Here is a 24,628-nt window from a genome sequence, read left to right on the forward strand (position 1 = left end):
GCAATTGCATTCATTTCGGCAGCGCCGGAATCATCCACGTCAGCACGTGCTGCTGCAGGAACACGAGCACGCCGAGCAGCAGCGTGAGGATCACGCTGTGCCAGAAGGTGCGCGCGAACACGACGCCCTCCTGCCCCTTCAGGTCCGTCGTCGACACGCCCGTCGCGATGTTCTGCGGCGAGATCATCTTGCCCATCACGCCGCCGGACGAGTTGGTCGCGGCCATCAGCACCGGATCGAGGCCGAGCTGGCGCGCGGCCACCACCTGCAGGTTGCCGAACAGCGCATTGCCCGACGTGTCGCTGCCGGACAGGAACACCGCGATCCAGCCGAGCGACGCCGACACGAGCGGGAACAGCGCGCCCGTCGATGCGACGCCGGTGCCGAGCGTGTAGCTGATGCCCGAGTAGTTCAGCAGATAGCCGAGCCCGACGATCATCATCACCGTGACGATCGCGATGCGCGTCTGCCGCCACGTCTTCGCGACGCAGGCGAGGAAATCGCCGGCGCCGGTGCGCGTCCACGCGGCGGTGACGATCGCCGACAGCAGGATCGCGGTGCCGGTGCCGAGCGGCTGGAAGTCCCAGATCGCCGCGTACGGCTTGTGATAGAGCGTGACGTACACGGCGTTGTGCAATCCGGGCCACTGAATTTTCACGTCGCCGATCGCCGCGATGTTCGCGCGCACCCAGACGATCACGACCACCGACACGATGAGCCACGGCAGCCAGCCGCCGTAGCCGATGCGCGCGCCGCCGTTCGCGGGCGCGGTGCGCGCGATCGTGAACTGCGGGTCGGGTTGCGGCTTCCACATCCGCAGGAAGCCGATCGTCACGATCAGCGACGTGAGCGACGACAGCACGTCGGTGAGCTGGTAGCCGAGGAAGTTCGACGTGACGAACTGCGCGATCGCGAAGCTGCCGCCCGACACCAGCAGCGCGGGCCACAGCCGCGCGATCGAGCGCATGCCGCCGTACGCGCCGACCACGTAGAACGGCAGCAGCAGCGCGAAGAACGGCAACTGCCGGCCGACCATCGCGCCGAGCGTCGCGGGCGGCAGCGACGTGACCGCGCCGAGCACGGTGATCGGCACGCCGAGCGCGCCGAACGCGACCGGCGCGGTGTTGAACAGCAGCGTGTACGTGAGCGCCTCGATCGCCGGGAAGCCGAGCGCGATCAGCAGCGCGCTGGTGATCGCGACCGGCGTGCCGAAGCCCGAGATCCCTTCGAGCAGGCAGCCGAACGAGAACGCGACGACGAGCAGCACGAGGCGGCGGTCGTCGGGCAGGTGGTCGAGCATCCATTGGCGGAACTGGTCGAAGCGGCCCGATTTCACCGCGATGTTGTAGAGCAGCAACGCGTTGAAGACGATCCACATCACCGGCACCACGGCGAGCGCCATGCCTGCTGCAACCGCGTCGAGCGCAAGGCCGGCGGGCATGCCCCACGCGCCGATCGCGACCGCGAGGCCCGCGATCAGCCCCGCGAGCGACGCCTGCCAGGCCGGGCGGCGCAGCACGCCGAGCGCGACGAGCGCGACCGCGATCGGGATCACCGCGACGAGGAACGACAGCAGCAGCGAATGGGCGACCGGCGTCAGGGGCTGCGCGAAGACGATGCCTGCGGGAAGGGCGGCGGTGGGGTTCATCGTGTCTCCTGTGTCGACGTGAGTTAACGCTTTAGCGCTTACTCACGTCCCATGCAGAGCAAGTCGGCCCGAGTTTGCGCTTCAGCGCTTATTCGGATCCCATGCAGCGCAAGTCGGCCCGAGCTAGCGCTTCAGCGCTTACTCGGGCCCCATGCAGAGCAGCGCAGCCGGTCGGCGCCTGCGCCCAGGCCCTTGCCAACGCAACGACTTCGCTCGGCCGACCGATCGGTCACTTAAAAAGCGTAGGCGTCACGCGCCGCTTCTACAAGGAGGAACAAGCCTGATAACGGCCGGCCGCACATCGGGCCCCGCAATGCACGGCGCCAGTCTTGCACAGCCGACAAAGGTGCCTATCCGGCAGCGGGATGTTTCCCCGGGGGTGCGAAGCCTAGACTGCACGCATCGATTCACGCCGCGCCGCCTCGGTGCGCGGCGACCGACCGGAGTGCAAGATGAAGAAGGCAATCGTTCGTACCGCTTGTATCGGCATCCTGATGATGGGTGCCACAGCGGCGGCCCATGCGCAAGCATCCTCCCAGCCGCTGACGCGGGCCCAGGTTCGACAGGAACTCGCGGAGCTCTCGGCAGCGGGCTACCGGCCCGCCATGGTCGGCAGCCCCGACTATCCGCAGAACATGCAGGCGATCATGCAGCAGGTCGCGCAGGCGCACGCGGACGAAGCCGGCTACGGCAGCAACGGCCGCGCGACAACCGAGTCGGGCCGGCGCAACGCAGCGCCGGCCGCCGATCCGTCAATCTACTCGCATCATTGAAACGGGTGTGAGATGAGCCGCCTGCGCCTGTCATCCGGCGCATCGCCGGAACGCAGCGGCAGTTGCTGCCCGCGCCGGCCGCCCGGCGCGCATCGACGCGCACGCGCCGGCGGGCGCCATCGGCATCGCGCGCAAGCGGTGCGCACGCCGATGCGTGCGGCCGCGTGCGCGATCGTCAGACGCTGAAGCGGTTCAGCGTGTACGCACGGTACGCGGCGACGAACGCGTCGAACGAACCGGCTTCCTTCGCTTCCAGTTCCGCCTGTTCGGCCAGCGAGCGCTCGGAGAGCGCCGCCGCGGCGCGCGCCGCATCGTCCGGCAGCGGCCGCGCGCGGAAATGCGCGGCATGCGCGTCGCTTTGCGCGCGCGCGAACGCGAGGAACGACTGGTTGCGCTCGCGCATCGTGCGCAGCACGCGCGCGGACGGCGTGCGTTCAGGATCGGCGAGCTTCTCGCGCTGCGCGGCAATCGCGCGCGCATGCTCGTCGCCGCCGCGGATCTCGTCGAGGCGGCGGCCGACGGTTTCGATCTTCGTCATCAGCTCGTCCGCCCATGCATGCAGCGTGACGGGGCTGCCGTCGCGCGACAGCGTGAGGCCCGGCTTGCGCCCTTCCATCGTCACGGTGCCGAAGTTCGCGTTCGCTTCCTGGTACGCCGCGCAGTCGAGCGGCGGGCTCGCTTCGAGCGCGCACACGAGCAGATACGCGTCGATGAAGCGCGCGGTGTCGAGCGCGATGCCGGTCGGCTCGAACGGGTCGATGTCGAGGCAGCGCACCTCGATGTACTGCACGCCACGCGACGCGAGCGCATGCAGCGGGCGCTCGCCCGAATACGTGACGCGCTTCGGCCGGATCGTCGAGTAGAACTCGTTCTCGATCTGCAGCACGTTCGTGTTGATCTGGATCCACTCGCCGTCGCGATGCGTGCCGATCGCCTCGTAAGGCGGATACGGCTCGCTGACCGCCTTCGACAGCGCGTCGAGATAGCCCGACAGCGTGTTGTAATCGACCTGCAGCGCGGCCTGGCCGGTCGTGTTCGAGTAGCCGAGATCGCTCATCCGCAGGCTCGTCGCATACGGGCGATACAGCGTGTCGGCATCGAACGTGTCGAGCGTATGCGGGTTGCCGCGCAGGAATTTCGCATCGAGCGCCGGCGACGCGCCGAACAGGTACATCAGCAGCCAGCTCGTGCGGCGGAAGTTGCGGATCTGCGCGAGATAGCGTTCGGACTGGTAGTCGACGAGCGTCGCGGTCGAGCCTTCCTCCGCGTGCAGGCGCCGCCACACTTCGTCATGCAGCGAGTAGTTGTAGTGGATGCCGGCGATGCACTGCATCGTGCGGCCGTAGCGATACGCGAGGCCGCGCCGGTACACCGTCTTCAGGCGGCCGATGTTCGACGTGCCGTAGTCGGCGATCGGAATCTCGTCGTCGGCCGGCAGCAGGCCCGGCATCGAATCGTTCCACAGCATCTCGTCGCCGAGCGACGCATACACGTAGCGATGCAGCGCGTCGAGGCGTTCGAGCGTGAGCGCCGCATCGGGTTCGGCGGGGGTGATCAGTTCGAGCAGCGCTTCGGAATAGTCGGTCGTCAGCGACGGATGCGTGAGCGCCGAACCGAGTGCGCGCGGATGCGGCGTGAACGCGATCATCCCGTCGCGCGTCACGCGCAGGCTTTCCTTCTCGATGCCGCGCAGGCCGTCGGGCAGGTGCTGCCGCGTCGGGCCGGTGCTCAGCACGTCGAGGCGATCCAGCAGCAAATCGGTCTGGCGGATGGTCATGGTGTTCGACATGAATGCGCAAGTGCGGGACGGCCGCGCGCGAAACGCTCGCGCGCGGCCGGCAGGATTGTTGGTCGCTTCGTTGGTAGCGGGCACTTTAACATCTCGCCGTAACACGCGCTTGAGGTGGCTCCGGGCGCGGGCGGGCGGGTCGGGACGGGCTCGGGAAGGGGGCGGACAGGCCGTTGCGGCGGCCGCAAGAATGCGGCGCGGAGACCGCACGCGTGATGCGCATTCATCTGCCCGATGACGGCATGCGTCGCATGCCGGCTGACGGTGCAACCCGGTTGCAGGTATCGGACATCGGCCGGTGCGCGCTGCTCCGCCGGCCCCGGCAAGCGGCCATGCGATGGCCGCTGTGCGCCGGCTTGCAGCGTGCCGCTGCCAAGACAAGCGTGCACCGGCGCGCAGGTTGCACCTTCGCGCGCGTTCACGTCGATTGCGTATCGAAGCGCGATGGTCTGCACACACGCGCCGCGATCAGGCGATCGGCGGCCGGCACGCGCGTCGCCGGATCAACCGCCGCGCGCCGCCCCCGCGCGATCGGCCACCTCGTTCCACAGATGCAGCGCCGCATACGCGCGCCACGGACGCCAGCCGTCGGTGCGGCGCTTCTGGCTCGCGAGCCGGTCGAGCGACGGATCGCGCGCGGCGATCGACTGCATCAGCACCAGGTCGGACGCGGGCCACGCATCCGGGTCGCGCCACGCACGCATCGCGATGTATTCGACGGTCCACGGGCCGATGCCGGGCAGGTCGAGCCACGCCTGCCGCAGTGCCGCCAAGTCGGCCTGCGCGGGATCGACCGGCACGTCGCCCGCCGCGACCGCGCGCGCCATGCCCGAGAGCGCCGCGGCCCGCTTGCCGGGCATCCCGATCCGCGCGAGATCGCACGCGGCGAGCGCGTCCGGTGTCGGGAAACGCCACGCGGGCGCGCCGTCGTCGTCGTGCACCACGCGCTCGCCCGCGCGTTCGACGAGCCGGCCGACGATCGTCGTCGCCGCCTTCACGCTGACCTGCTGGCCGACGATCGCGCGCACCGCGAGCTCGAAGCCCGACCACGCGCCCGGCACGCGCAGCCCCGGCGCGGCCGCGACGAGCGGCGCGAACCACGGGTCGCGCGCAAGCTCCCCGCCGATCGCGGCCGGATCGGCGCGCAGGTCGAACATCGCGGCGATGCGTGCCGCGAACGCGTCGTCGACGTGACGCGCGGCCGCCCCATCGACGGTCACGACGAGACAATGCTTGCGCGGATGCCGCGCGACGGTGAGCCGGCCGGCCGCGCCGTGCAGGTCGACGATCCGGCGGTAGATGCCGTCCGCGACCTGCTCGACACCCGGAATCGCGCGCCCGCTGAAGAAGCGCAGCACGCGCGCCCAGTCGTAGGGCGCCTTGAAGCGCAGCTCGAGCTGCGCGGCCGGCGGCGCATCGCCGCCGTTCGTGGTTGTTCTGGTGATCACGACGCTCAAGCTGCACTGCCCTCCGTCATCGCGGCGTCGGCTGCCGCCTCTTGTGAATGACGCGCCTCGTCCGCGAGCAGCGTCGCCTTGCGGCGCACGCCCCAGCGATAGCCGGCCAGCGCGCCGCCTTTCTGTACGACACGATGGCACGGAATCGCGAGCGCGACCGGGTTCGACGCGCACGCGGACGCCACCGCCCGCACCGCGCGCGGCGAGCCGAGCGTTTCGGCGATCTCGGAGTAGCTGCGCGTCTCGCCGTACGGGATGCGGGTCAGCGCTTCCCACACGCGCTGCTGGAACGCGGTCGGTGCGATGTCGAGCGGCAGGTCGAACGCACGGCGCGTGCCGTCCAGATACGCGCCGATCTGCGCGACGAACGGCGCGAGCCGTGCCGGCGATTCGACCAGCTCCGCGCGCGCGAACGCGTCCTTCAGCGCGGCGACGAGCGGCGCGGGATCGTCGCCGAACGCGATCCGGCAGATGCCCTGCGCGGTCGCGGCGACGAGCACCGTGCCGAGCGACGTCGGCGCGGTCGCATAGTCGATCCGCAGCCCGGCGCCCTGCCGGCGAAACGCCGACGGCGCCATCCCCAGCTCGCGCGGCACCGACGCATACAGCCGCGACGGCGAATTGAATCCGGCGTCGACCGCGGCCTGCGTGACCGGCTGGCCGCTTTGCAGCGCCTGCCGCAACGCCGCGCCGCGCTGCGCGGCCTGGTACTGGCGCGGCGACACGCCCACCACGCGCTTGAACAGCCGCTGCAGATGGAACGGGCTCACGTGCACGGCATCGCTCAGCTGCTGGAGCGTGAGCCGCTCGGGGTGCGCGTCGAGCACCGCGCACGCGCGATTGACGATCTCGAGCTCGCGCGGCAGCCCCTCGGGCTGGCAGCGCTTGCAGGGCCGGAACCCGGCGGCACGCGCGGCGGCCGGATCGTCGAAGAAGGCGACATGTTCGCGCCGCGGCAGCCGCGACGCGCAGGTCGGGCGGCAGAACACGCCGGTGGTGCGCACCGCATAGAAAAACGCGCCGTCCGCATGCGGATCGCGGGCGGTCACGGCATCCCAGCGGGCGTCGTCGGTCGGATAGGCGGTTTTCATCGGAACCTCGCACTCTCAGTGTAGACGGTGCCTACTCTAGCCAGCCGCGCACACCGTCGCGCCCTGAATCTTGCTCTGTGATTCGCCTCAGAAAATTGGGGACACGCTCCAAAAACCATCGCCATGTTGCAGTGCGGCTGCGGCAAATCGCCGTCCTGACGTTTTTTGACACAAACAATATTGCGTCGCACCATCGGCATGTGTATAGTTGGAACTGTCTCCTCCATGTCTCCTCCTGATATGGATTAAGCCCGTTCCTCGTGAGCGGGCTTTTTTTCGTCCGTCGATTCTGCACGCGTTCACGCGGGCGCCGCCGATGCGTTGGGCTACACTCGATGAACCCTGCCCTCAAAGGAGCGTTCATCCATGAAACCCACCCTCCGCGGAATCGATCACATCGTGCTTCGCGTGACCGACATGGCCGCGATGACGCGCTTCTACTGCGACGCCGTCGGCTGCCACGTGGAAAAGGAACAGCCGGATCTCGGCCTCGTGCAGTTGCGCGCCGGCGCCTCGCTGATCGACCTGCTCGCCGTCGGCGCGAAGATCGACCGGCCCGACAACGGGCCGCCCGGCGCCGGACGCAACCTCGATCATCTGTGCCTGCGCGTCGAACCGTTCGATCCGCAAGCGCTCGCCGCCCATTTCGCCGCGCACGGCGCGCAGCCGGGCGCCGTCCAGGAACGCTACGGCGCCGACGGCTACGGCCCGTCGATCTACCTGTTCGATCCCGAAGGCAACATGCTGGAACTCAAGGGGCCGCCCGCCGCCATCGCGTGAGTGCGGCCGGCCCGCGCGTCACCGCGTCATGCGTCGGCGCGCGCCTTGAGGAACGTCCATTCGACGGCAACCGGATCGTGGTCCGCGCTCGAGATCCACGCGGCGCCGTCCTGCACCGTGCATTGCAGGCGCATCGTCCGCTCGGCGAGCCGCCCGAGCGCGGCCGCGACGCCGTCGGCCAGCGACAGCACCTGCACGTTGCGCAGCCGCTCGACCTTGCTGCGCACGCCCTGCCACCAGATGTCCGAGGTCTTGCCGCCATACGCGATCACCGTCACCTGCCCGGCGCGGCCGGCTGCCTTCGAGATGCGCCGCTCGTCGGGCTGGCCGACGTCGATCCACACGTCGATCGCGCCCGTCAGGTCCTTCTGCCAGAGATCGGGCTCGTCGGTGTCGGACAGCCCCTTGCAGAATTCGAGCCGCTCGTGCGCGAACAGCGCGAATGCGGCGATGCGCACCATCATCCGGTCGTCGGTTTCGGACGGATGGCGGGCCACCGTCAACGCGTGGTCGCCGTAGTAATGCCGATCCATGTCGGCAATTTGCAGTTCGGCTTTGTAGATCGTGGATTTGAGCGCCATGCGGGAAGTGCCCGGGCGGGCATCGGTTCAGTTCGGGTCGTGATGATACCGAAAGCCCGGCGTCGGCCCCGTGTCGCGCACAGCACGACGGCCCGGCAGGCGGCCGGGCCGTGTTCGGGATCGCGCCGCCGGCCCGTTGCCGGCGCGCGGTGGCTTGGCGTTATTGCTTGATGAAACGCGAATCGGCCCAGAGGCCCTGCTGGTCGCTGTTGTCGGCGCTGACGAACTGCACGTCGCCCTGATCCACCGCCACCACGCGGAAGCGCTGGCCTTCCGGCACGGACAGGCAGCGGAAGTCGTCGAAGTACTGCTGCTTCGCCTGCGACTTGCCGTCACGCTCGTGATTCAGTACGGAATCCAGATTGTCTTTCGACAGGCAGCCCCACGCGTTCTTCGTCAGCTGGATTTCCTGCTTCGGCTTCACGCCGGTATCGCCCGCCTGGGCGATCGACACCACGGCAAATGCACCGACAAGCGCAACAAAAACAGCGGTTCGCTTCATCATGTTCAGTCTCCCATGCTCGCGGGCGTCAGGCTGCGGTTAGCTATGTGTTTAAAGGTGATGGTGAACCCGCGTTTTTGAGCTTAGAAGACCGGCAAGCGATAGCAAGCACATTTGTTGTGCACTCGCAGTAGCGGCGAATTGTCGCACCCCGCGCGCCGCATGTTTTTCGTGCCCACCGGGTCGCCATTCAAACGTATCGACGATTGGGGCGCACATGGCGCCAGAGCGCAAAGCCTTGCCTGGCAATGCGTTCATCGAATTGTCATCGCATCGTTTGAACGGCCTGGATAATCCAGTTCGATATCCGGATCATTTTGATGCGCCGCACATAAAGTCAGGCAAAAACACAGGCGCATTACTGCAGTGCGCCATGCGATTTATCGCATACAAGAAAAATGCCAGATCGGCGAATACTGGCATTTACCCGTATTTCCCGCCCGCATGCGGCACTGCGGAATCGCGCGCCGGCGAGCGGGCATGCGTCATGCAATGTTTTGCCGTTCGAAATAATCGCGCTGAAACAGGCACATCCGGTAAGCGTTGTGATACGCGCCGTTGCCGAAGAATTCCTCGATCAATTCCGCTTCGCGCTGGAACCCGCATTTTTCATAAACGTGGATCGCCGCCGCGTTCGACGTATCGACGATCAGGTACAGCTTGCGCAGGTTCAGCACCTTGAACGCGTATTCGACCGCGAGGCGCGTGGCCTGGCCCGCATAGCCGCGGCCCTGGCACTGCGGCGCGATGATGATCTGGAATTCGCCGCGTCGGTGGATGTAGTCGAGCTCGATCAGCTCGACGAGGCCGACCAGCTGGCCTTGCGGATCGACCGCGACGAAACGGCGCTCGCGCTGGTCGTGCACGTGGCGATCGTAGAGCTGCGAGAGTTCCGCGAAGGTTTCATACGGTTCCTCGAACCAGTAGCGCATGATCTTCGCGTTGTTGTTCAGTTCGTGCACGAAGCGCAGGTCCTGGCGTTCGAGCGGCCGCAGCGCCAGCGTGCGGGTGTCGTTCTGTATTTGCATCGTAGGAATCGTCGTGGGGTGCACCGGGGCGCGGGAGGACCCTGTCGGGCCCAGTCCCGATTGCCACCCGGAAGCACAGTAAGAAAATGAAGGTAGGCCGAAGTACAGAGCCTAGAATGGAAAAAGGGTTCCTGCCACCGTCATGGAGGCTATCGTGATCGAGCAAGTGATACTCGGTGTGTTTCTGGTGCTGCCGCTCGTGATCGTGGCCGTGCTGTTTTCCGATGAACTCTGGCAGGAACACCGGCGCCAGCATCCGCGCGACGAGGATGCACCGCACATCGACTGGAAGCATCCGTGGCGCCGCGTGCGGCGCGGGCATTGACGGTTGCGCGCCAGCCGGATGCCGATCTTCCGCACCCGCCGCCACGCGGGCGTGAAGCCTGCGTGCGCCGTCGAACGCGGGCGAGCCGGGTGCGCATGCACCCGCTGTCCCGCTGCCGGCGTGCGGCCCGTTTCGATCCGATTGCGAGGCGCTGACGTGAACGACAGGCCATCTTCCCGGAAGCCGGACATCCCGCACGAAACGATCGACCTGCAGATCGCCGACGTGCTGGCCGGCATCACCTATCCCGCCAACAAGGACGCGATCGTCGACGCCGCGCGCGATGCGGGCGCCAGCAACGAAGTGCTGACGATGCTCGACGGGCTGCCCGAACAGGACTACGCGGACATCGACGCGGTCACCCGCTGGGTCGCCGGCAACTACGGGCCTGGTCTGGGGATTTGAGCGCGCGCCGATAACGCGCTAGGATCGGGCCGCACCGGTCGCGCGGCGGCCGGGACGCACACGCCCGGCGCACCGGCCGGGCGCTTGCGCGCGAGCGCGTCGGAGACCTCATGGAAGGCATCCTGATCCAGCACACCACGCGGCGGCAGTTCTGGTTCGGCGCGCTGTCCGCGCTCGTCATCCTGCTCGCGCTCGGCGTCGCCGCGCCGCATGCGAACGTCGCGCTGCCCGCGGTCGAACCGTTCATGCCGATGTGCGCGCTGACCGTGTTCTCCACCGCCTGCATCGCCGCGTTCTTCCTCGGCGCGCAGTTCGCCGTGTCGCGACAGCCCGTGCTCGGTGCGCTCGGCGGCGCCTACGCATTCACCGCGCTCGCCGTCGCGCTGCAGCTGCTGACGTTTCCCGGCGTGTTCGCGCCGCACGGCCTGTTCGGCGCGCGGCCGCAGAGCGCCGCGTGGATGTGGATCTTCTGGCACGGCGGCTTTCCGTGCTTCGTGATGCTGGCGCTGTTCGCGCGCGAACGCATGGTTCGCGCGCCGATCAGCGTGCAGCGCACCCGCCGGTGGACGATCGCGCTGATCGGCGGCCCCGCGCTCGCGGCCGCGCTGCTGTGCGTGCTGGCGCTGAACGCGCCGCTGCCGCCCGCCTTCCGTCCGCCCGGCGACATAGCCATGATGCCGGTCAATCCGGTCGCGCTCGTCGTCTGGACGCTCAACGTGAGCGCGCTCGCCGTCGTGCTGCTCACCGGCCGGCTGCGCACGACGCTCGACCTGTGGCTCGCGATCGCGATGCTCGCGTGCACCACCGACACCACGCTGAACCTGCTGAGCACGAACCGCTTCACGGTCGGCTGGTACGTGGCGCGCGTGTTCAGCATGTTCACGCCCGGCGTGCTCGTCTGCGTGCTCGCGTGGGAGGTGACGATGATGTACCAGCGGCTTTTCGAGGCGCACACGACGCTGATGCGCTCGTCCGCGCGCGACGGGCTGACGGGCGTCTACAACCGCAGCCACTTCAACGATCATTTCCACCTGCTGTTCCTGCAGGCGCGGCGGCAAGCCGAGCCGCTGTCGCTGCTGATGGTCGACGTCGATCACTTCAAGGCATACAACGACGCGTTCGGCCACGTGAAGGGCGATGCCTGCCTGATCGCCGTCGCGAATGCGCTGACGGGCGTCGTGCGCCGGCCCGCGGATCTCGTCGCGCGCTATGGCGGCGAGGAATTCGCGATCGTGCTGCCGAACACCGGCGTGCGCGGCGCGCGGCTCGTCGCGGAAGAAGCGCGCGAGGCCGTGCTGCGGCTCAATCTGTCGACGCATACGCCGGCGGGACGCGTGTCCGTCAGCGTCGGTTGCGCGACCGTGTCGCCCGATGAATTGTCGATGCCGGATGCGCTGATCGAAGCGGCCGATGCCGCGCTGTATCGTGCGAAGGATGCCGGGCGGAATCGGGTTCTCGTCGCCTGAAACCGTCTGCTGTGCGGGGCAATTGTTACGGTCATTTTGACCGGAATAATCCACCGTTACGGATTACGGCACGGGGATACGAACGCTTACATCCGGTGTTGCGGGCGCTCGCTATGCTGCGTTTCATATTGAACCCGAGCAGGTGAGCGTCATGAAGAAAATCCTTTTACTGATTGCCGGTGTCGCCGTGCTGCTGAGCGGCTGCGTCGTGGTGCCTGACGGCGGGTATTACGGTGGTGGCGGGTATTACCACCATCATCGTCATTGGGATTGAACGCGACGCTAGCCGAACCGCGCGAGATCGTTTCGCGCGCATCCGATGAAGCGAATGTTCGGGTCGCCTGATGCTGCGGGGAATCGCCCGCACGGCCGGCGGCCCGAATCCGATCCGCAATCGGCTGTCGGCTGCTTCTCGGTGAATTCTGTCTGCCGCTCGCTTCGATACAGAACCTACCCGGGCGGAAAGTCCTCATAGGACTTCGGGGCGTAGCCCCAGATTCTGGCCACATCGCCGCTGGCCTCGAACTCGAAGCCAATCTCGGCGAGCTTGCCCAACACCGACGCTGAGTGATCAATCACGTCGTGCCTCGGCGAGGCTTGTTCATGCAGCCCGATGTCGAACCACTCGACGCCCACGAACGGGAATGGCAGATGGTAGAACCACTCGACATCCCATCCCGACACATGACCGTTGACCCACTTTGACCGGTACGACGGCCGCCAGCCATTCAGGCCGCGCACGAAGGCAATCAGTTCGTTCCACTTGGTGTCGTTGGCCAGCGACCCGGCGAATTTCCGGCGCGCCAGGGACGCTACTTTTTCCTTGTCCATGCCGCGCGGCACGGCATCGGCCATCGGGAGGGCATTCATCTCGGCGTTCGCTTGGAATGCCGCTCACTTCCCGATACAGAACCTGCTGAAAATCACCCCCAGCAGGTCATCCGAAGTGAACTCCCCGGTAATCGCGTTGAGCTGCTCCTGCGCGAGCCTCAACTCCTCCGCGAACAAATCGAGCGACTGCGCGCGCTGCTCCGCATGATCGGCCGCCTGCGCAAGATGTTCCTGCGCCGAACGCAGCGCAATCAGATGCCGCTCGCGCGCGAGATAAACACCTTCCGCACCCGCCTGCCACCCCGCGATCCGCAGCAGCTCACCGCGCAGCATATCGATCCCGTCACCGCGCTTCGCCGACAGGTGCACCTCGGTGAGATCTCCCTCCGCCGCCGGATGCGCGACCGACGCCGGCGCGCCGGTCAGGTCCGTCTTGTTGAGCACGCGCACGACCGGCACACCCGCCGGGAAGCGCGCGGCGATCGCCGCGTCGTCCGCCGTCATCCCGCTGCGCGAATCGAGCAGATGCAGCACGACATCCGCGCGCTCGATCTCGCTCCACGTGCGCGCGATGCCGATCCGCTCGACTTCGTCCTCCGTCTCGCGCAGCCCCGCCGTATCGATGATGTGCAGCGGGATGCCCTCGACCTGGATCGTCTGCGCGACCTTGTCGCGCGTCGTGCCGGCGATCGGCGTGACGATCGCGAGCTCCGCGCCGGCCAGCGCGTTCAGCAGCGACGACTTGCCGACGTTCGGCTGCCCCGCGAGCACGACCGACAGGCCTTCGCGCAGCAGCGCGCCCTGCCGCGCATCGCCGAGCACGTGCGCGAGCTGCTCGCGGATGCGAGCAAGCTTGCCGCGCGCGTCCGCCGCCTCGAGAAAGTCGATCTCCTCTTCCGGGAAATCCAGCGTCGCCTCGACCAGCATCCGCAGCGTGATCACGTCGTCGACGAGCGCGTGGATCTGACGCGAGAACGCGCCGTCGAGCGAACGCCCGGCCGAGCGCGCCGCCGCCTCGGTGCTCGCCTCGATCAGGTCGGCCACCGCTTCGGCCTGCGCGAGATCCAGCTTGTCGTTCAGGAACGCGCGCCGCGTGAATTCGCCCGGCTCCGCGAGCCGCAGCCCGATCCCGCGCCCGGCGTCCAGGCAGCGCTGCAGCAGCAGCTGCATCACGATCGGCCCGCCGTGCCCCTGCAGTTCGAGCACATGCTCGCCCGTGTACGAATGGGGCGCCGGGAAATACAGCGCGATGCCGCGGTCGAGCGGCGCGCCGTGCGCGTCGAGGAACGGCACGTAGCTCGCATGACGCGGCGCGAGGCCTTGCCCGCACAGCGCGTCGATCAGCGGCAGCGCCGCCGCCTCGCCGCCCCGCCCGAACGACACGCGGACGACGCCGATGCCGCCCCGGCCGGCGGCGGTGGCAATGGCGACGATCGGATCGGAATCGGTAGCAAGCATGGCAATCGGAGGTTCAGCGGTGGAACGGCCAGCCCGTGCGGCATCGGCGCGCGGGCATCGGGACGCCGGCATTGTAGCGTGCCGGCACGCCCGTCACCGCCGCCGCACGACGCTTCGGACTCCCCTCAATTTATCTCGAAAGAGATAAGATAAATACTAGTCGAACCCGAATACACCTGGTCCGTTTCGGACAAGTATGGCCAATCGGGGCGACCTGCGCCCGCTCCTTGCGGCCGGCCATCGCTGCGGGATTAGCTTGGGATTCGTCTGACTAAGCTACGTTTATCCTGATTGGTTGTCTGAGAGCCGTTAGTCGAAATGCACAATCTCCCCCATGCCGACATCCGAAGAGAAAAAGGCGTTCTCCGAGCGCCTGAAATTCGCCTTGCAGCGCAGCCCGCACAAGATCACGGGTGCGACGGAGCTCGCCAACCAGTTCAACCTTCGCCATCGCGGCGAGCATCAGGTGTCGCCGCAGACGGCGCACAAGTGGCTGACGGGGCGCACCATTCCGACACAGGACAAACTGCGCACGCTCGCGGAATGGCTGCGCGTCGAACTCCACTGGCTGCACTACGGCCCGTCGCCGAACGCCGCGGCGCGCTCGACGCCCCAACCGCTGCCGCGCGACGAGCGCTATCCGCCGACACCCGAGACGATCGAACTCGCGTCGAAGATCGAGGCGCTGTCGCCGCACCATCGCTACCTGGTTCAGGAACTGATCGAGCAGTTCTACGGCGATTCGCCGAAACGCTGAGCGCCGCCGCGCCAAACAAAAAGCCGCATGACCCGAAGGCCATGCGGCTTTTTTGCATCTTCGCGGCCGGCTGCGCGGGCGGAGCGTTGCCGCCCCCGCGCCGGCCCGCCGTCAGGCGGTTTTCTTCGCGGCCCCGATCGTGCGGGTGATGTAGTACTGCTGCGCGATCGACAGCACGTTGTTCACGACGTAGTACAGCACGAGGCCCGCCGGGAAGAAGAAGAACATGACCGAGAACGCGATCGGCATGAACATCATCATCTTCGCCTGCACCGGGTCCGGCGGCGTCGGGTTCAGCTTGGTCTGCACGAACATCGAGACGGCCATCAGCACCGGCAGGATGAAGTACGGATCGCGCTGCGACAGGTCGTGGATCCACAGAATCCACGGCGCGCCGCGCATTTCCACCGACGCGAGCAGCACCCAGTACAGCGAGATGAACACCGGGATCTGGATCACGACCGGCAGGCAGCCGCCGAACGGATTGACCTTCTCGGTCTTGTACAGCTCCATCAGCGCGGCGTTCATCTTCTGCGGATCGCTCTTGAAGCGTTCGCGCAGCGCCTGCATGCGCGGCGTGATTTCCTTCATGCGCGCCATCGACTTGTAGCTCGCGGCCGACAGCGGGAAGAACACGGCCTTGATCAAGAGCGTCAGCAGCACGATCGCCCAGCCCCAGTTGCCGACGAAGCCGTGGATCTTCTCGAGCAGCCAGAACAGCGGCTTCGCGATGATCGTCACCCAGCCGTAGTCCTTCACCAGCTCCAGGCCCGGCGCGATGCCTTCCAGCATGCGCTCTTCTTCCGGGCCGGCGAACAGGCGCGCCGACACGTCGACCGACTGGCCCGGCGCGATCGCCGCGACCGGCTGCTTCACGCCGACGCGGTACAGCGTCGGATCGATCTTTTCAGCGTAGATGTCACGCTTCGCGCCCTGCTGCGGAATCCACGCCGACGCGAAGTAGTGCTGCACCATCGCAACCCAGCCGTTGTCGGCCGACTTCTCGAAGGTCGCCTTGTTCTTGTCCAGATCGCCGAAGTCGATCTTCTGGAAGTGCTTCGTATCCGTGTAGACCGCCGGCCCGAGGAACGTATGCGAGAACATCGGCGTCTCGACCGGCGTATTGTCGCGCACGAGTTCCATGTAGACCGTCGGCGACACCGGCGCGGCGCCGACGTTGTCGATCTTGGTATCGACGCCGATCACGTAGCTGCCGCGCGTGAACGTATACGTCTTCACGACCTTCACGCCGCCCTTCACCGGCGATTCGAACGACAGCTTCAGCGCGTTCTGGTCGGCCGCCAGCGACGTCGCGCCCGCGTTGACCTGCGAGTAGACGTCGTTGTGGTTCGGGAAGTCGCCGCCGAGCAGGCCCGTGCGCGCGAGGTACGTGTGGCCGGCCGTGTGGTCGAACAGCGTGATGTACAGGTCCGGCTGCTTGCCGTCACCCTGCTTCTTCAGCGTGAGCTTCGCGAGCGTGCCGCCGCGCGTGTCGATCTCGCCGTCGTACACATCGGTCGAGAACTTCACGAGCTGCGCCTGCGCGGCCGGAGCCGTCGTCGCGGGCGCCGTGCCGGTGGCCGCCGCGGGCACGCCGCCTGCCGTGGTCGCGGCATTACCGGCCGCGCCGGTGCCGGATGCGCCGCCTGCTGCCGCCGGGGCCGTCTGCGTGGTGTTCGGGAAGAACATCGACGGGCGTCCATGGGACCGCTGCCAGTTGTCGTACAGCATGACAGCTGACATGAAGAAGATCACCCATAGGACGGTGCGTTTGATATCCATGCGTTGTCTCAGAGTCGATGGGACCGCGCTTCGGCCTGGCCGCGAGCGCGTGTGTCGGAGTTGGGCGGCGGAACGAGGTCGACGCCGCCCGCGGAAAACGGGTGGCATCGGCACACGCGCCTGACGGCGAGATACGCGCCGCGCGCGGCGCCATGATACTGGATTGCCTCGCGCGCGTAATCCGAACAGGAAGGATAAAAACGGCAACGGTTGCCGAGCAGCGGACTCACGGCAACCTTGTAGAAACGCAGCAACGCGATCAGAACCGTTTGCATACCAGGGGCGGCGTCAGGGCAGCGCCGCTTCAAAGCCGGCCGGGCAGGCGCGAACGCCGCCGCGGCGGGCGGTGCGTCACTCGGACGCGGGCTTCGACGCACGGCGGACGATCTCCCGGGCTGCCCGATCGAGCAGCTCGCGGATCTCGGCCGCGCACATCGCCGCGAGCGGGGCGGAAGCCGCGCTCGGCAGCGCTTTCTTGTCGAAGCGCGTGTGCTGGCGCAGCAGCACGTCGTAACCGGCGAACTCGGCCCGGCGCAGGCGAAACGCATCGCGTGCGAGCCGCTTCACGAGGTTGCGCGTCACTGCGCGCGGCGCATACTTCTTGCCGACGACGAGCCCCAGTCGGGCGGGCTGGCCCGTCGGCTTGCCGTAAATCACGAAGTGCGCGGAGCGCCGCCACGGGCGCAAACGAAAAACGGATGAAAATTCATCCGTTTTCAGAAGTCGCGCAGCTTTCGGAAAGGCGGCCTTCGTCTGCAACGGATTCGCACCCGGCTCGACGGCCCCCTCCGCAGGACTGCGGACGGCGGTCACAGCGCGCAGCCTGCCTTAGATGGCCAGGCGCTTGCGGCCCTTCGCGCGGCGTGCGTTGATGACCTTGCGGCCACCTGCCGTCTTCATGCGGACACGGAAGCCGTGGGTGCGCTTGCGACGGGTCACGGACGGTTGGTAAGTACGTTTCATGATGCTCTCACTTGTTCGAGAATGTCGAAATTCAGGGGACCGCGTGCCCTTACCAGGACGCCTTCGGGCGAACGCAATCGCCGGAAATACAGGATTGGTTTTCGCGGAACCCGCTATTTAATCCGTTTTTCTCTTGACGGTCAACACTTTAGAAGCTATCCAAGTGCGTCAGCACTCTGCGATCCGGCCCCGCACCCCACAGCACAGCCCTGTGGATAACTCACGCTGTGGCCGTTTTTGCGGGTAGAATCTCGCCTTATCTCCAAGAATCCCGCACGCCGCTTCGGCTCGCGCCTGCCTCTCCACCGCTGTGACGCAGGGCCCCGAGGCATGCTCGCACGACCGCTTCGGGCCTTGTTGCGCATCCGCGACAAGGGCGACGGCGAGCCATAGTGCACGCAAAAAACGACAGTTACTTGATGAACGATTTCTGGCAACACTGTTCCGCACTGCTGGAGCGCGAGCTGACGCCCCAGCAGTACGTGACGTGGATCAAACCCTTGGCCCCGGTGGCCTTCGATGCGGCGGCGAACACGCTGTCCATCGCCGCGCCGAACCGCTTCAAGCTGGACTGGGTCAAGAGCCAGTTTTCGGGACGGATCTCCGATCTGGCCCGGGATTTCTGGAATGCGCCGATCGAAGTCCAGTTCGTCCTCGATCCGAAGGCAGGCATGCGCAGTGCGGCGCCCGGCGCCGCACCGGCCGCGCCGCGCGCCCCGCTGGCACCGGCCAGCGGCCCGGCCGCGACCGTGGCCGCGATTGCCGCGAACCTCGCCGCAGCCGCGGCGGGCGCCCCTGCCGCTGCCGCGCCGATCGACGCGCCGCTGAGCCCGCAGGCCGCCGCACACCTGCACGCCGACGATGCCGACATCGACCTGCCGAGCCTGCCCGCGCATGAAGCGGCCGCGGGCCGCCGCACCTGGCGGCCGGGCAACGGGGCCGCGCCGGCCGCCGCCGGCGAGAGCGATTCGATGTACGAGCGCTCGAAGCTGAACCCGGTGCTCACGTTCGACAACTTCGTGACGGGTAAGGCGAACCAGCTCGCGCGCGCCGCCGCGATCCAGGTCGCGGACAACCCCGGCATCTCGTACAACCCGCTGTTCCTGTACGGCGGCGTCGGCCTCGGCAAGACCCACCTGATCCACGCGATCGGCAACCAGCTGCTGCTCGACAAGCCGGGCGCGCGAATCCGCTACATCCACGCCGAACAGTACGTTTCGGACGTCGTGAAGGCGTACCAGCGCAAGGCGTTCGACGATTTCAAGCGCTACTATCATTCGCTCGACCTGCTGCTGATCGACGATATCCAGTTCTTCTCCGGCAAGTCGCGCACGCAGGAGGAATTCTTCTACGCGTTCGAGGCGCTGGTCGCGAACAAGGCGCAGGTGATCATCACCAGCGACACGTACCCGAAGGAGATTTCGGGGATCGACGACCGCCTGATCTCGCGCTTCGATTCGGGCCTGACCGTCGCGATCGAGCCGCCCGAGCTGGAAATGCGGGTCGCGATCCTGATGCGCAAGGCGCAGTCGGAAGGCGTGAACCTGTCGGAGGACGTCGCGTTCTTCGTCGCGAAGCACCTGCGCTCGAACGTGCGCGAGCTCGAAGGCGCGCTGCGCAAGATCCTCGCGTATTCGAAGTTCCACGGCCGCGAGATCTCGATCGAGCTGACCAAGGAAGCGCTGAAGGACCTGCTGACCGTGCAGAACCGGCAGATTTCGGTCGAGAACATCCAGAAGACCGTCGCCGATTTCTACAACATCAAGGTCGCCGACATGTATTCGAAGAAGCGCCCCGCGAACATCGCGCGGCCGCGGCAGATCGCGATGTACCTCGCGAAGGAGCTCACGCAGAAGAGCCTGCCGGAAATCGGCGAGCTGTTCGGCGGGCGCGATCACACCACCGTGCTGCACGCGGTGCGCAAGATCGCCGACGAGCGGAGCAAGGATGCGCAGCTCAACCACGAGCTGCACGTGCTGGAACAGACGCTGAAGGGCTGACCGGCGCGCCCGGTTGAGAATTCGGCGTCCGCCCCAATTTAAGGGGGGCGGTTCGGTTTTGAGGCACAATATAGGTTTGACCGCTCCGGCGGGGGCGGGCCATGAGCCCGGCCGACGGGGCGTTGCGAGGCTGCTGCAGGCCGTTATCTCAACGAAGGAACTCTATGCAACTGGTCAAGACCGAACGAGACACCCTCCTCAGGCCGCTGCAAACGGTCAGCGGCATCGTCGAACGCCGCCACACGTTGCCGATCCTCGCCAACCTGCTGATCACCAAGAACGGCGCGGACGTTTCGTTCCTGTCGACCGACCTCGAGCTGCAGATCACCACGCACGCCGATTTCGGCGTGGGCGGCGACCAAGTGGCGACCACCGTTGCCGCGCGGAAGCTGCTCGACATCCTGCGCGCGATGCCTGACGGCCAGGTCACGCTGTCGCTCGCCGACAAGCGCCTGACGGTGCAGTCGGGCAAGAGCCGCTTCGCACTGCAGACGCTCGCGGCCGACGAGTTCCCGACCGTCGCGCAGGCGAAGGATTTCGGCGCGAACCTGAGCGTGCCGCAGAAGTCGTTCCGCCAGCTGCTCGGCATGGTGCACTTCGCGATGGCGCAGCAGGACATCCGCTACTACCTGAACGGCATGCTGCTCGTCGTCGACGGCGACCAGCTGATGGCGGTTGCGACCGACGGCCACCGCCTCGCGTTCTCGTCGATGAAGATCGAGGGCGGTGCGTTCGGCCGCCAGGAAGTGATCGTGCCGCGCAAGACCATCCTCGAGCTGCAGCGCCTGCTCGAGGACATCGACGACACCGTCACCATCGACATCGCGCAAACCCAGGCCAAGTTCACGTTCGGCCAGGTCGAGCTCGTGTCGAAGCTGGTCGAGGGCAAGTTCCCCGACTTCCAGCGCGTGATCCCGAAGGCGCACAAGAACACGTTCGAGATCGGCCGTGAGGAACTGCAGCGTTCGCTGCAGCGCGCGGCGATCCTGACCTCGGACAAGTTCAAGGGCGTGCGCTGCATCATCGCGCCGGGCCAGCTGAAGATCATGTCGACCAACGCCGACCAGGAAGAGGCGCAGGAAGAACTGGAAATCGCCTACCAGGGCGACACCGTCGACATCGGCTTCAACGTCACGTACCTCCTCGACGTGCTCGCGAACCTGAAGGTGGACACCGTGCAGGTGAGCCTCGGCGACGCGAGCTCGAGCGCCCTGATCACGGTGCCCGAGAACGACGAGTTCAAGTATGTCGTGATGCCGATGCGCATCTGACGCGCGCGACATCACGACACACACCAGGGGGCGGCAAGCCCCTTTGGCGTTTTTATGGCGAATCGAAAACCCCTCCTTTTGGCGCCGGGCCGGTGCCTTGGACGGGTCAGTAAACCTGGAGCGGCCCGGCGTTTTCGCGAGAAAACGCACCACGGCGCCGCTTGAGTGGCCTCGCAGAACCGGAAGATATCCATGAGTGAACAGCACAATACGCAGCCCGATAACAGCAGCTACGGCGCCTCGTCGATCCAGATCCTCGAGGGTCTGGAGGCGGTGCGCAAGCGCCCCGGGATGTACATCGGCGACACGTCGGACGGCACCGGTCTGCACCACCTCGTGTTCGAGGTGCTCGACAACTCGATCGACGAAGCGCTGGCCGGCTATTGCAACGACATCCACGTGACGATTCACGCCGACAACTCGATTTCCGTGACCGACAACGGCCGCGGGATTCCGACCGACGTGAAGATGAACGACAAGCACGAGCCGAAGCGCAGCGCCGCCGAGATCGTGATGACCGAGCTGCATGCGGGCGGCAAGTTCGACCAGAACAGCTACAAGGTGTCCGGCGGCCTGCACGGCGTGGGCGTGTCGTGCGTGAACGCGCTGTCGAGCTGGCTGCGCCTCACCGTGCGCCGCGACGGCAAGAAGCGGTTCATGGAGTTCCATCGCGGCGTCGCGCAGGATCGCGTGCTCGAAATGGTCGACGGCGTGGAAGTGTCGCCGATGCTGGTGACCGGCGATACCGAGAACCGCGGCACCGAAGTGCACTTCATGGCCGATCCGACGATCTTCGGCACCGTCGAGTATCACTACGACATTCTTGCGAAGCGGATGCGCGAGCTTTCGTTCCTGAACAACGGCGTGCGGATTCGTCTCACCGATCTGCGTACCGGCAAGGAAGACGATTTCGCGTTCGCCGGCGGGGTGAAGGGCTTCGTCGAGTACATCAACAAGACGAAGAGCAACCTGCACCCGACCATCTTCCACGTGAACGGCGAGAAGGATGGCGTGGGCGTGGAAGTCGCGATGCAGTGGAACGACAGCTACAACGAAAACGTGCTGTGCTTCACGAACAACATTCCGCAGCGGGATGGCGGCACGCACCTCACCGGCCTGCGGGCCGCGATGACGCGCGTCATCAACAAGTACATCGCCGATAACGAAATCGCGAAGAAGGCGAAGGTCGAGACGTCCGGCGACGACATGCGCGAAGGTTTGTCCTGCGTGCTGTCGGTGAAGGTGCCGGAGCCGAAGTTCAGCTCGCAGACGAAGGACAAGCTGGTTTCTTCGGAAGTGCGTGCGCCGGTCGAGGAAGTCGTGGCGAAGGCGCTGGAAGAGTTCCTGCTCGAAACGCCGAACGACGCGAAGATCATCTGCGGGAAGATCGTCGAAGCGGCTCGCGCGCGGGATGCGGCGCGGAAGGCGCGTGAGATGACGCGACGCAAGGGCGTGCTCGACGGCGTCGGGCTGCCGGGCAAGCTTGCTGATTGCCAGGAGAAAGACCCGGCAAAGTGCGAAATCTACATCGTCGAGGGTGACTCGGCAGGTGGGTCGGCCAAGCAAGGGCGTGACCGGAAGTTCCAGGCGATCCTGCCGCTGCGCGGCAAGGTGCTGAACGTCGAGAAGGCGCGGTACGACAAGCTGCTGTCGTCGGAGCAGATCGTGACGCTCGTGACCGCGCTTGGTTGCGGGATCGGCAAAGAAGACTACAACCTCGACAAGCTTCGGTACCACCGCATCATCATCATGACCGACGCGGACGTCGACGGTGCGCATATTCGGACGCTGCTGCTCACGTTCCTCTATCGGCAGATGCCGGACATGATCGAGCGCGGGTATGTGTATATCGCGCAGCCGCCGCTTTACAAGATCAAGGCGGGTAAGGATGAGCGGTATCTGAAGGATGATTCGGAGCTCAACGCGCATATGCTGCGGTTGGCGCTGCAAGGGTCGGAGCTGGTGCCGGGTGAGAATGCGGCCGCGATTTCGGGGGATGCGCTTGGGGAGCTTGCTAGGTCGTATCTGATGTCGCAGAGCGTGATCGGGCGACTCAGCCGGTTGTATGACCCGGCGGCGCTTGAGGCGGTGATGGATGGGGTTGTGATCGATCTGTCCAGCGAGGAGTCGACGGAGGCTTCGGCGAAGGCACTGCATGCGGCGTTGCATGATGAGGCGCTTAAGAATGAAGTGCGGGTGGTGCCTTCGTATGATCCGGTGCGGGAGCTGCGGTCGCTGCGGGTTGAGCGCGCGCATCACGGGAATGTGCGGGTTTCCGTCATCGATGAAGAGTTCCAGCACACGGCGGATTATCAGCAGCTCGTGAACACCGCGAATACGTTCAAGGGGCTCATTGGGGAAGGTGCGGTCATCAAGCGCGGGGAGCGCAGCATGGCTGTGGCGGACTTCAAGAGTGCTATGAAGTGGTTGCTCGCCGACGCTGAACGCAACGTGTCGAAGCAGCGGTATAAGGGGCTGGGGGAGATGAACCCCGAGCAACTGTGGGAAACGACGATGGATCCGGCGGTAAGGCGGTTGCTGCGCGTGCAGATCGAAGATGCGATTGCGGCGGATGGGATCTTTACTACCCTTATGGGGGATGAGGTTGAGCCTCGTAGGGCGTTTATCGAGTCGAATGCGTTGAGGGCGGGGAATATTGATGTTTGATCTTGAGTGTAGATAACACCACAACCTGAGAAACACGGACCCATAAGTTGCAAAACTTATGGGTTTTTTCGTTAACAGCCAATTAGCGAACAGCTCATTTGCATCGACCGTTCCCAAAGATTTCAAGAGAAGATGGCCGGCCGGCTTCTGTTTTCGGATGAGCCTGCCTTCGTAGTTACCCGCACATGCGTCGAATCCTCTGAGTAACCGTCTTGAGAGTCAAGCGAAATGAATGTTCGGACTCCAGTTGATGCGGTGTTTTGCGATCGAGTTGAGGATGGTAAGCAGCTTGCGCATTGCGGCAACCAGCGCGACATTCTTTCACTTGCCCGCCTGGACGAGCCGCTGGTAATAGTCGCGCAACACGGGATTGTGACGCACGGTAGTCAGCGTAGCCATGTACAGGGCACGGCGTACGTCAGCGCGGCCGCCCCAGATGGTTCGCTGTCCGCGCATGAGCCCGGAGTCACGGTTCAGTGGCGCCACGCCTACCAGGGCAGCGATGCGTCGTCGGTCAAGCTTGCCCAGTTCCGGCAGTTCTGCGAGCAGCACCGCGACACTGGCTGCGCCGATGCCGGGTACGCTGCGCAGCGCCTGAGCCAGTTGAGCGTGATGGCGTTCGATATGCGAGCCGACCTCGGCGTCGCTGTCACCGAGTTCGTGCCTGAGAAAGGGAGGTATCCGGAATTTCGTGTGTGAGGCGGGTTGAGATTCAGACTCCGATGTTGAATCGTTCCGGGTAAAGCAGTGCGAACTGCGTCATCGCACTCTTCCAATCGTGCCGGGAGCCGGTCCATTTGGCCACGACGTTGCGCAGCGCCAGCCAGATCAGTTTGAGCGCGGCCTCGTCCGACGGGAAGTGGCCGCGCGCCTTGATGATCTTCCGAAGCTGCATGTGCAGCGACTCGATCGCGTTGGTCGTATATACGATTTTCCGGATATCCGGCGCGAAGGCGTAGAACGGAATCACCTGATCCCAGGCTCGGCGCCAGAGCGCGGCAATCGGAGGGTATTTAGTACCCCACGGGCTCGTATCGAACGCGTCCAGCGCCAC

The 24,628-nt window shown here is 66.0% G+C and carries 24 protein-coding genes and 1 pseudogene; 10 read left to right on the top strand and 15 right to left on the bottom strand.

Features of this window, described 5'->3' with window-relative positions; translation table 11 throughout:
- Positions 1–10 precede the first annotated feature (10 nt).
- Positions 11–1,648, bottom strand: coding sequence for an L-lactate permease (locus HWY45_RS14190; protein ID WP_059882037.1), 1,638 nt, complete (start codon positions 1,646–1,648; stop codon positions 11–13).
- A gap of 452 nt (positions 1,649–2,100) precedes the next feature.
- On the opposite strand from HWY45_RS14190, the gene HWY45_RS14195 reads away from it, so the two are divergent.
- A complete protein-coding gene (locus tag HWY45_RS14195) occupies positions 2,101–2,421 on the top strand; it encodes a DUF4148 domain-containing protein (RefSeq protein WP_059882075.1) in 321 nt (106 codons plus the stop codon).
- A gap of 175 nt (positions 2,422–2,596) precedes the next feature.
- On the opposite strand, the gene gshA is transcribed toward HWY45_RS14195, so the two are convergent.
- The 3 genes from gshA to ada all read right to left on the bottom strand — a co-directional run bounded on the left by gshA (position 2,597) and on the right by ada (position 6,758).
- Positions 2,597–4,210: a glutamate--cysteine ligase gene (gene gshA, locus HWY45_RS14200; RefSeq protein ID WP_059882039.1), complete on the bottom strand. Its 1,614-nt coding sequence runs from the start codon at positions 4,208–4,210 to the stop codon at positions 2,597–2,599.
- Positions 4,211–4,713: 503 nt separating this feature from the next.
- Complete coding sequence (locus tag HWY45_RS14205) at positions 4,714–5,655, bottom strand: DNA-3-methyladenine glycosylase family protein (protein WP_414143464.1); 942 nt, start codon at positions 5,653–5,655, stop codon at positions 4,714–4,716.
- 8 nt (positions 5,656–5,663) lie between these two features.
- Positions 5,664–6,758: a bifunctional DNA-binding transcriptional regulator/O6-methylguanine-DNA methyltransferase Ada gene (gene ada / locus HWY45_RS14210; RefSeq protein WP_059563626.1), complete on the bottom strand. Its 1,095-nt coding sequence runs from the start codon at positions 6,756–6,758 to the stop codon at positions 5,664–5,666.
- A 366-nt stretch (positions 6,759–7,124) separates the two neighbouring features.
- On the opposite strand from ada, the gene HWY45_RS14215 reads away from it, so the two are divergent.
- Positions 7,125–7,538: a VOC family protein gene (locus HWY45_RS14215; protein WP_059810507.1), complete on the top strand. Its 414-nt coding sequence runs from the start codon at positions 7,125–7,127 to the stop codon at positions 7,536–7,538.
- 26 nt (positions 7,539–7,564) lie between these two features.
- On the opposite strand, the gene HWY45_RS14220 is transcribed toward HWY45_RS14215, so the two are convergent.
- The 3 genes from HWY45_RS14220 to speG form a co-directional block, all read right to left on the bottom strand.
- Complete coding sequence (locus tag HWY45_RS14220; RefSeq protein ID WP_059563624.1) at positions 7,565–8,119, bottom strand: YaeQ family protein; 555 nt, start codon at positions 8,117–8,119, stop codon at positions 7,565–7,567.
- Between the two features lie 160 nt (positions 8,120–8,279).
- Positions 8,280–8,624 (bottom strand): surface attachment protein Sap1, encoded by a 345-nt coding sequence (gene sap1 / locus HWY45_RS14225; protein ID WP_059563623.1) that lies wholly within the window; start codon positions 8,622–8,624, stop codon positions 8,280–8,282.
- A 482-nt stretch (positions 8,625–9,106) separates the two neighbouring features.
- A complete protein-coding gene (gene speG, locus HWY45_RS14230) occupies positions 9,107–9,649 on the bottom strand; it encodes a spermidine N1-acetyltransferase (protein WP_059882043.1) in 543 nt (180 codons plus the stop codon).
- A gap of 154 nt (positions 9,650–9,803) precedes the next feature.
- Here speG and HWY45_RS14235 point away from each other — a divergent pair, with 154 nt between their 5' ends.
- The 4 genes from HWY45_RS14235 to HWY45_RS37155 all read left to right on the top strand — a co-directional run bounded on the left by HWY45_RS14235 (position 9,804) and on the right by HWY45_RS37155 (position 12,119).
- The gene (locus tag HWY45_RS14235) at positions 9,804–9,974 is read left to right on the top strand and encodes a hypothetical protein (RefSeq protein ID WP_026045284.1); all 171 of its coding nucleotides are present in this window, start codon (positions 9,804–9,806) and stop codon (positions 9,972–9,974) included.
- A 156-nt stretch (positions 9,975–10,130) separates the two neighbouring features.
- A complete protein-coding gene (locus HWY45_RS14240; RefSeq protein WP_017334664.1) occupies positions 10,131–10,379 on the top strand; it encodes a DUF2795 domain-containing protein in 249 nt (82 codons plus the stop codon).
- A 110-nt stretch (positions 10,380–10,489) separates the two neighbouring features.
- The gene (locus tag HWY45_RS14245) at positions 10,490–11,845 is read left to right on the top strand and encodes a sensor domain-containing diguanylate cyclase (protein ID WP_059882045.1); all 1,356 of its coding nucleotides are present in this window, start codon (positions 10,490–10,492) and stop codon (positions 11,843–11,845) included.
- A gap of 151 nt (positions 11,846–11,996) precedes the next feature.
- Positions 11,997–12,119, top strand: coding sequence for a hypothetical protein (locus HWY45_RS37155; RefSeq protein ID WP_257785947.1), 123 nt, complete (start codon positions 11,997–11,999; stop codon positions 12,117–12,119).
- 176 nt (positions 12,120–12,295) lie between these two features.
- Here HWY45_RS37155 and HWY45_RS14250 read toward each other — a convergent pair whose 3' ends face one another.
- Both HWY45_RS14250 and mnmE read right to left on the bottom strand, forming a co-directional pair.
- On the bottom strand, positions 12,296–12,715 hold the full coding sequence (locus HWY45_RS14250; protein ID WP_059882048.1) for a DUF6678 family protein: 420 nt from the start codon (positions 12,713–12,715) through the stop codon (positions 12,296–12,298).
- Positions 12,716–12,739: 24 nt separating this feature from the next.
- Entirely contained in the window at positions 12,740–14,134 is a 1,395-nt protein-coding gene (gene mnmE / locus HWY45_RS14255) for a tRNA uridine-5-carboxymethylaminomethyl(34) synthesis GTPase MnmE (protein ID WP_059882051.1), read from the bottom strand.
- Between the two features lie 334 nt (positions 14,135–14,468).
- On the opposite strand from mnmE, the gene HWY45_RS14260 reads away from it, so the two are divergent.
- On the top strand, positions 14,469–14,891 hold the full coding sequence (locus tag HWY45_RS14260; protein ID WP_059563619.1) for a transcriptional regulator: 423 nt from the start codon (positions 14,469–14,471) through the stop codon (positions 14,889–14,891).
- 111 nt (positions 14,892–15,002) lie between these two features.
- On the opposite strand, the gene yidC is transcribed toward HWY45_RS14260, so the two are convergent.
- The 4 genes from yidC to rpmH form a co-directional block, all read right to left on the bottom strand.
- Positions 15,003–16,673, bottom strand: coding sequence for a membrane protein insertase YidC (gene yidC, locus HWY45_RS14265; protein ID WP_059882052.1), 1,671 nt, complete (start codon positions 16,671–16,673; stop codon positions 15,003–15,005).
- Positions 16,674–16,681: 8 nt separating this feature from the next.
- Positions 16,682–16,948 (bottom strand): membrane protein insertion efficiency factor YidD, encoded by a 267-nt coding sequence (gene yidD / locus HWY45_RS14270; RefSeq protein ID WP_059563617.1) that lies wholly within the window; start codon positions 16,946–16,948, stop codon positions 16,682–16,684.
- Between the two features lie 76 nt (positions 16,949–17,024).
- Complete coding sequence (gene rnpA, locus HWY45_RS14275) at positions 17,025–17,486, bottom strand: ribonuclease P protein component (protein WP_034178137.1); 462 nt, start codon at positions 17,484–17,486, stop codon at positions 17,025–17,027.
- Positions 17,487–17,501: 15 nt separating this feature from the next.
- On the bottom strand, positions 17,502–17,636 hold the full coding sequence (rpmH, locus tag HWY45_RS14280) for a 50S ribosomal protein L34 (protein WP_004198824.1): 135 nt from the start codon (positions 17,634–17,636) through the stop codon (positions 17,502–17,504).
- 419 nt (positions 17,637–18,055) lie between these two features.
- Here rpmH and dnaA point away from each other — a divergent pair, with 419 nt between their 5' ends.
- From dnaA to gyrB, 3 genes are all read left to right on the top strand, one after another.
- Entirely contained in the window at positions 18,056–19,636 is a 1,581-nt protein-coding gene (gene dnaA / locus HWY45_RS14285; RefSeq protein ID WP_059882054.1) for a chromosomal replication initiator protein DnaA, read from the top strand.
- A gap of 164 nt (positions 19,637–19,800) precedes the next feature.
- Positions 19,801–20,907 (top strand): DNA polymerase III subunit beta, encoded by a 1,107-nt coding sequence (gene dnaN / locus HWY45_RS14290; protein WP_059882057.1) that lies wholly within the window; start codon positions 19,801–19,803, stop codon positions 20,905–20,907.
- 192 nt (positions 20,908–21,099) lie between these two features.
- Positions 21,100–23,574, top strand: a complete 2,475-nt coding sequence (gene gyrB / locus HWY45_RS14295) for a DNA topoisomerase (ATP-hydrolyzing) subunit B (RefSeq protein WP_059882077.1) — start codon at positions 21,100–21,102, stop codon at positions 23,572–23,574.
- A gap of 219 nt (positions 23,575–23,793) precedes the next feature.
- Here gyrB and HWY45_RS14300 read toward each other — a convergent pair.
- Together HWY45_RS14300 and HWY45_RS14305 are read right to left on the bottom strand one after the other, a co-directional pair.
- Positions 23,794–24,246: pseudogene (locus HWY45_RS14300) on the bottom strand (transposase); the annotation flags it as partial.
- Between the two features lie 40 nt (positions 24,247–24,286).
- Positions 24,287–24,628, bottom strand: a 342-nt coding sequence (locus HWY45_RS14305) for a transposase (RefSeq protein ID WP_150999185.1), incomplete at its 5' end; no start/stop codon positions are given.

This window comes from Burkholderia stagnalis, from assembly GCF_902830275.1.
GTDB classification, from domain to species: domain Bacteria; phylum Pseudomonadota; class Gammaproteobacteria; order Burkholderiales; family Burkholderiaceae; genus Burkholderia; species Burkholderia stagnalis.

Bases quoted from the DNA above. Each gene is read 5' to 3' on its own strand.
- HWY45_RS14190 (WP_059882037.1), bottom strand. From the start codon at position 1,648: ATGAACCCCACCGCCGCCCTTCCCGCAGGCATCGTCTTCGCGCAGCCC.
- HWY45_RS14195 (WP_059882075.1), top strand. From the start codon at position 2,101: ATGAAGAAGGCAATCGTTCGTACCGCTTGTATCGGCATCCTGATGATG.
- gshA (WP_059882039.1), bottom strand. From the start codon at position 4,210: ATGTCGAACACCATGACCATCCGCCAGACCGATTTGCTGCTGGATCGC.
- ada (WP_059563626.1), bottom strand. From the start codon at position 6,758: ATGAAAACCGCCTATCCGACCGACGACGCCCGCTGGGATGCCGTGACC.
- HWY45_RS14215 (WP_059810507.1), top strand. From the start codon at position 7,125: ATGAAACCCACCCTCCGCGGAATCGATCACATCGTGCTTCGCGTGACC.
- HWY45_RS14220 (WP_059563624.1), bottom strand. From the start codon at position 8,119: ATGGCGCTCAAATCCACGATCTACAAAGCCGAACTGCAAATTGCCGAC.
- sap1 (WP_059563623.1), bottom strand. From the start codon at position 8,624: ATGATGAAGCGAACCGCTGTTTTTGTTGCGCTTGTCGGTGCATTTGCC.
- speG (WP_059882043.1), bottom strand. From the start codon at position 9,649: ATGCAAATACAGAACGACACCCGCACGCTGGCGCTGCGGCCGCTCGAA.
- HWY45_RS14245 (WP_059882045.1), top strand. From the start codon at position 10,490: ATGGAAGGCATCCTGATCCAGCACACCACGCGGCGGCAGTTCTGGTTC.
- HWY45_RS37155 (WP_257785947.1), top strand. From the start codon at position 11,997: ATGAAGAAAATCCTTTTACTGATTGCCGGTGTCGCCGTGCTGCTGAGC.
- HWY45_RS14250 (WP_059882048.1), bottom strand. From the start codon at position 12,715: ATGAATGCCCTCCCGATGGCCGATGCCGTGCCGCGCGGCATGGACAAG.
- mnmE (WP_059882051.1), bottom strand. From the start codon at position 14,134: ATGCTTGCTACCGATTCCGATCCGATCGTCGCCATTGCCACCGCCGCC.
- HWY45_RS14260 (WP_059563619.1), top strand. From the start codon at position 14,469: ATGCCGACATCCGAAGAGAAAAAGGCGTTCTCCGAGCGCCTGAAATTC.
- yidC (WP_059882052.1), bottom strand. From the start codon at position 16,673: ATGGATATCAAACGCACCGTCCTATGGGTGATCTTCTTCATGTCAGCT.
- yidD (WP_059563617.1), bottom strand. From the start codon at position 16,948: ATGCAAACGGTTCTGATCGCGTTGCTGCGTTTCTACAAGGTTGCCGTG.
- rpmH (WP_004198824.1), bottom strand. From the start codon at position 17,636: ATGAAACGTACTTACCAACCGTCCGTGACCCGTCGCAAGCGCACCCAC.
- dnaA (WP_059882054.1), top strand. From the start codon at position 18,056: ATGAACGATTTCTGGCAACACTGTTCCGCACTGCTGGAGCGCGAGCTG.
- dnaN (WP_059882057.1), top strand. From the start codon at position 19,801: ATGCAACTGGTCAAGACCGAACGAGACACCCTCCTCAGGCCGCTGCAA.
- gyrB (WP_059882077.1), top strand. From the start codon at position 21,100: ATGAGTGAACAGCACAATACGCAGCCCGATAACAGCAGCTACGGCGCC.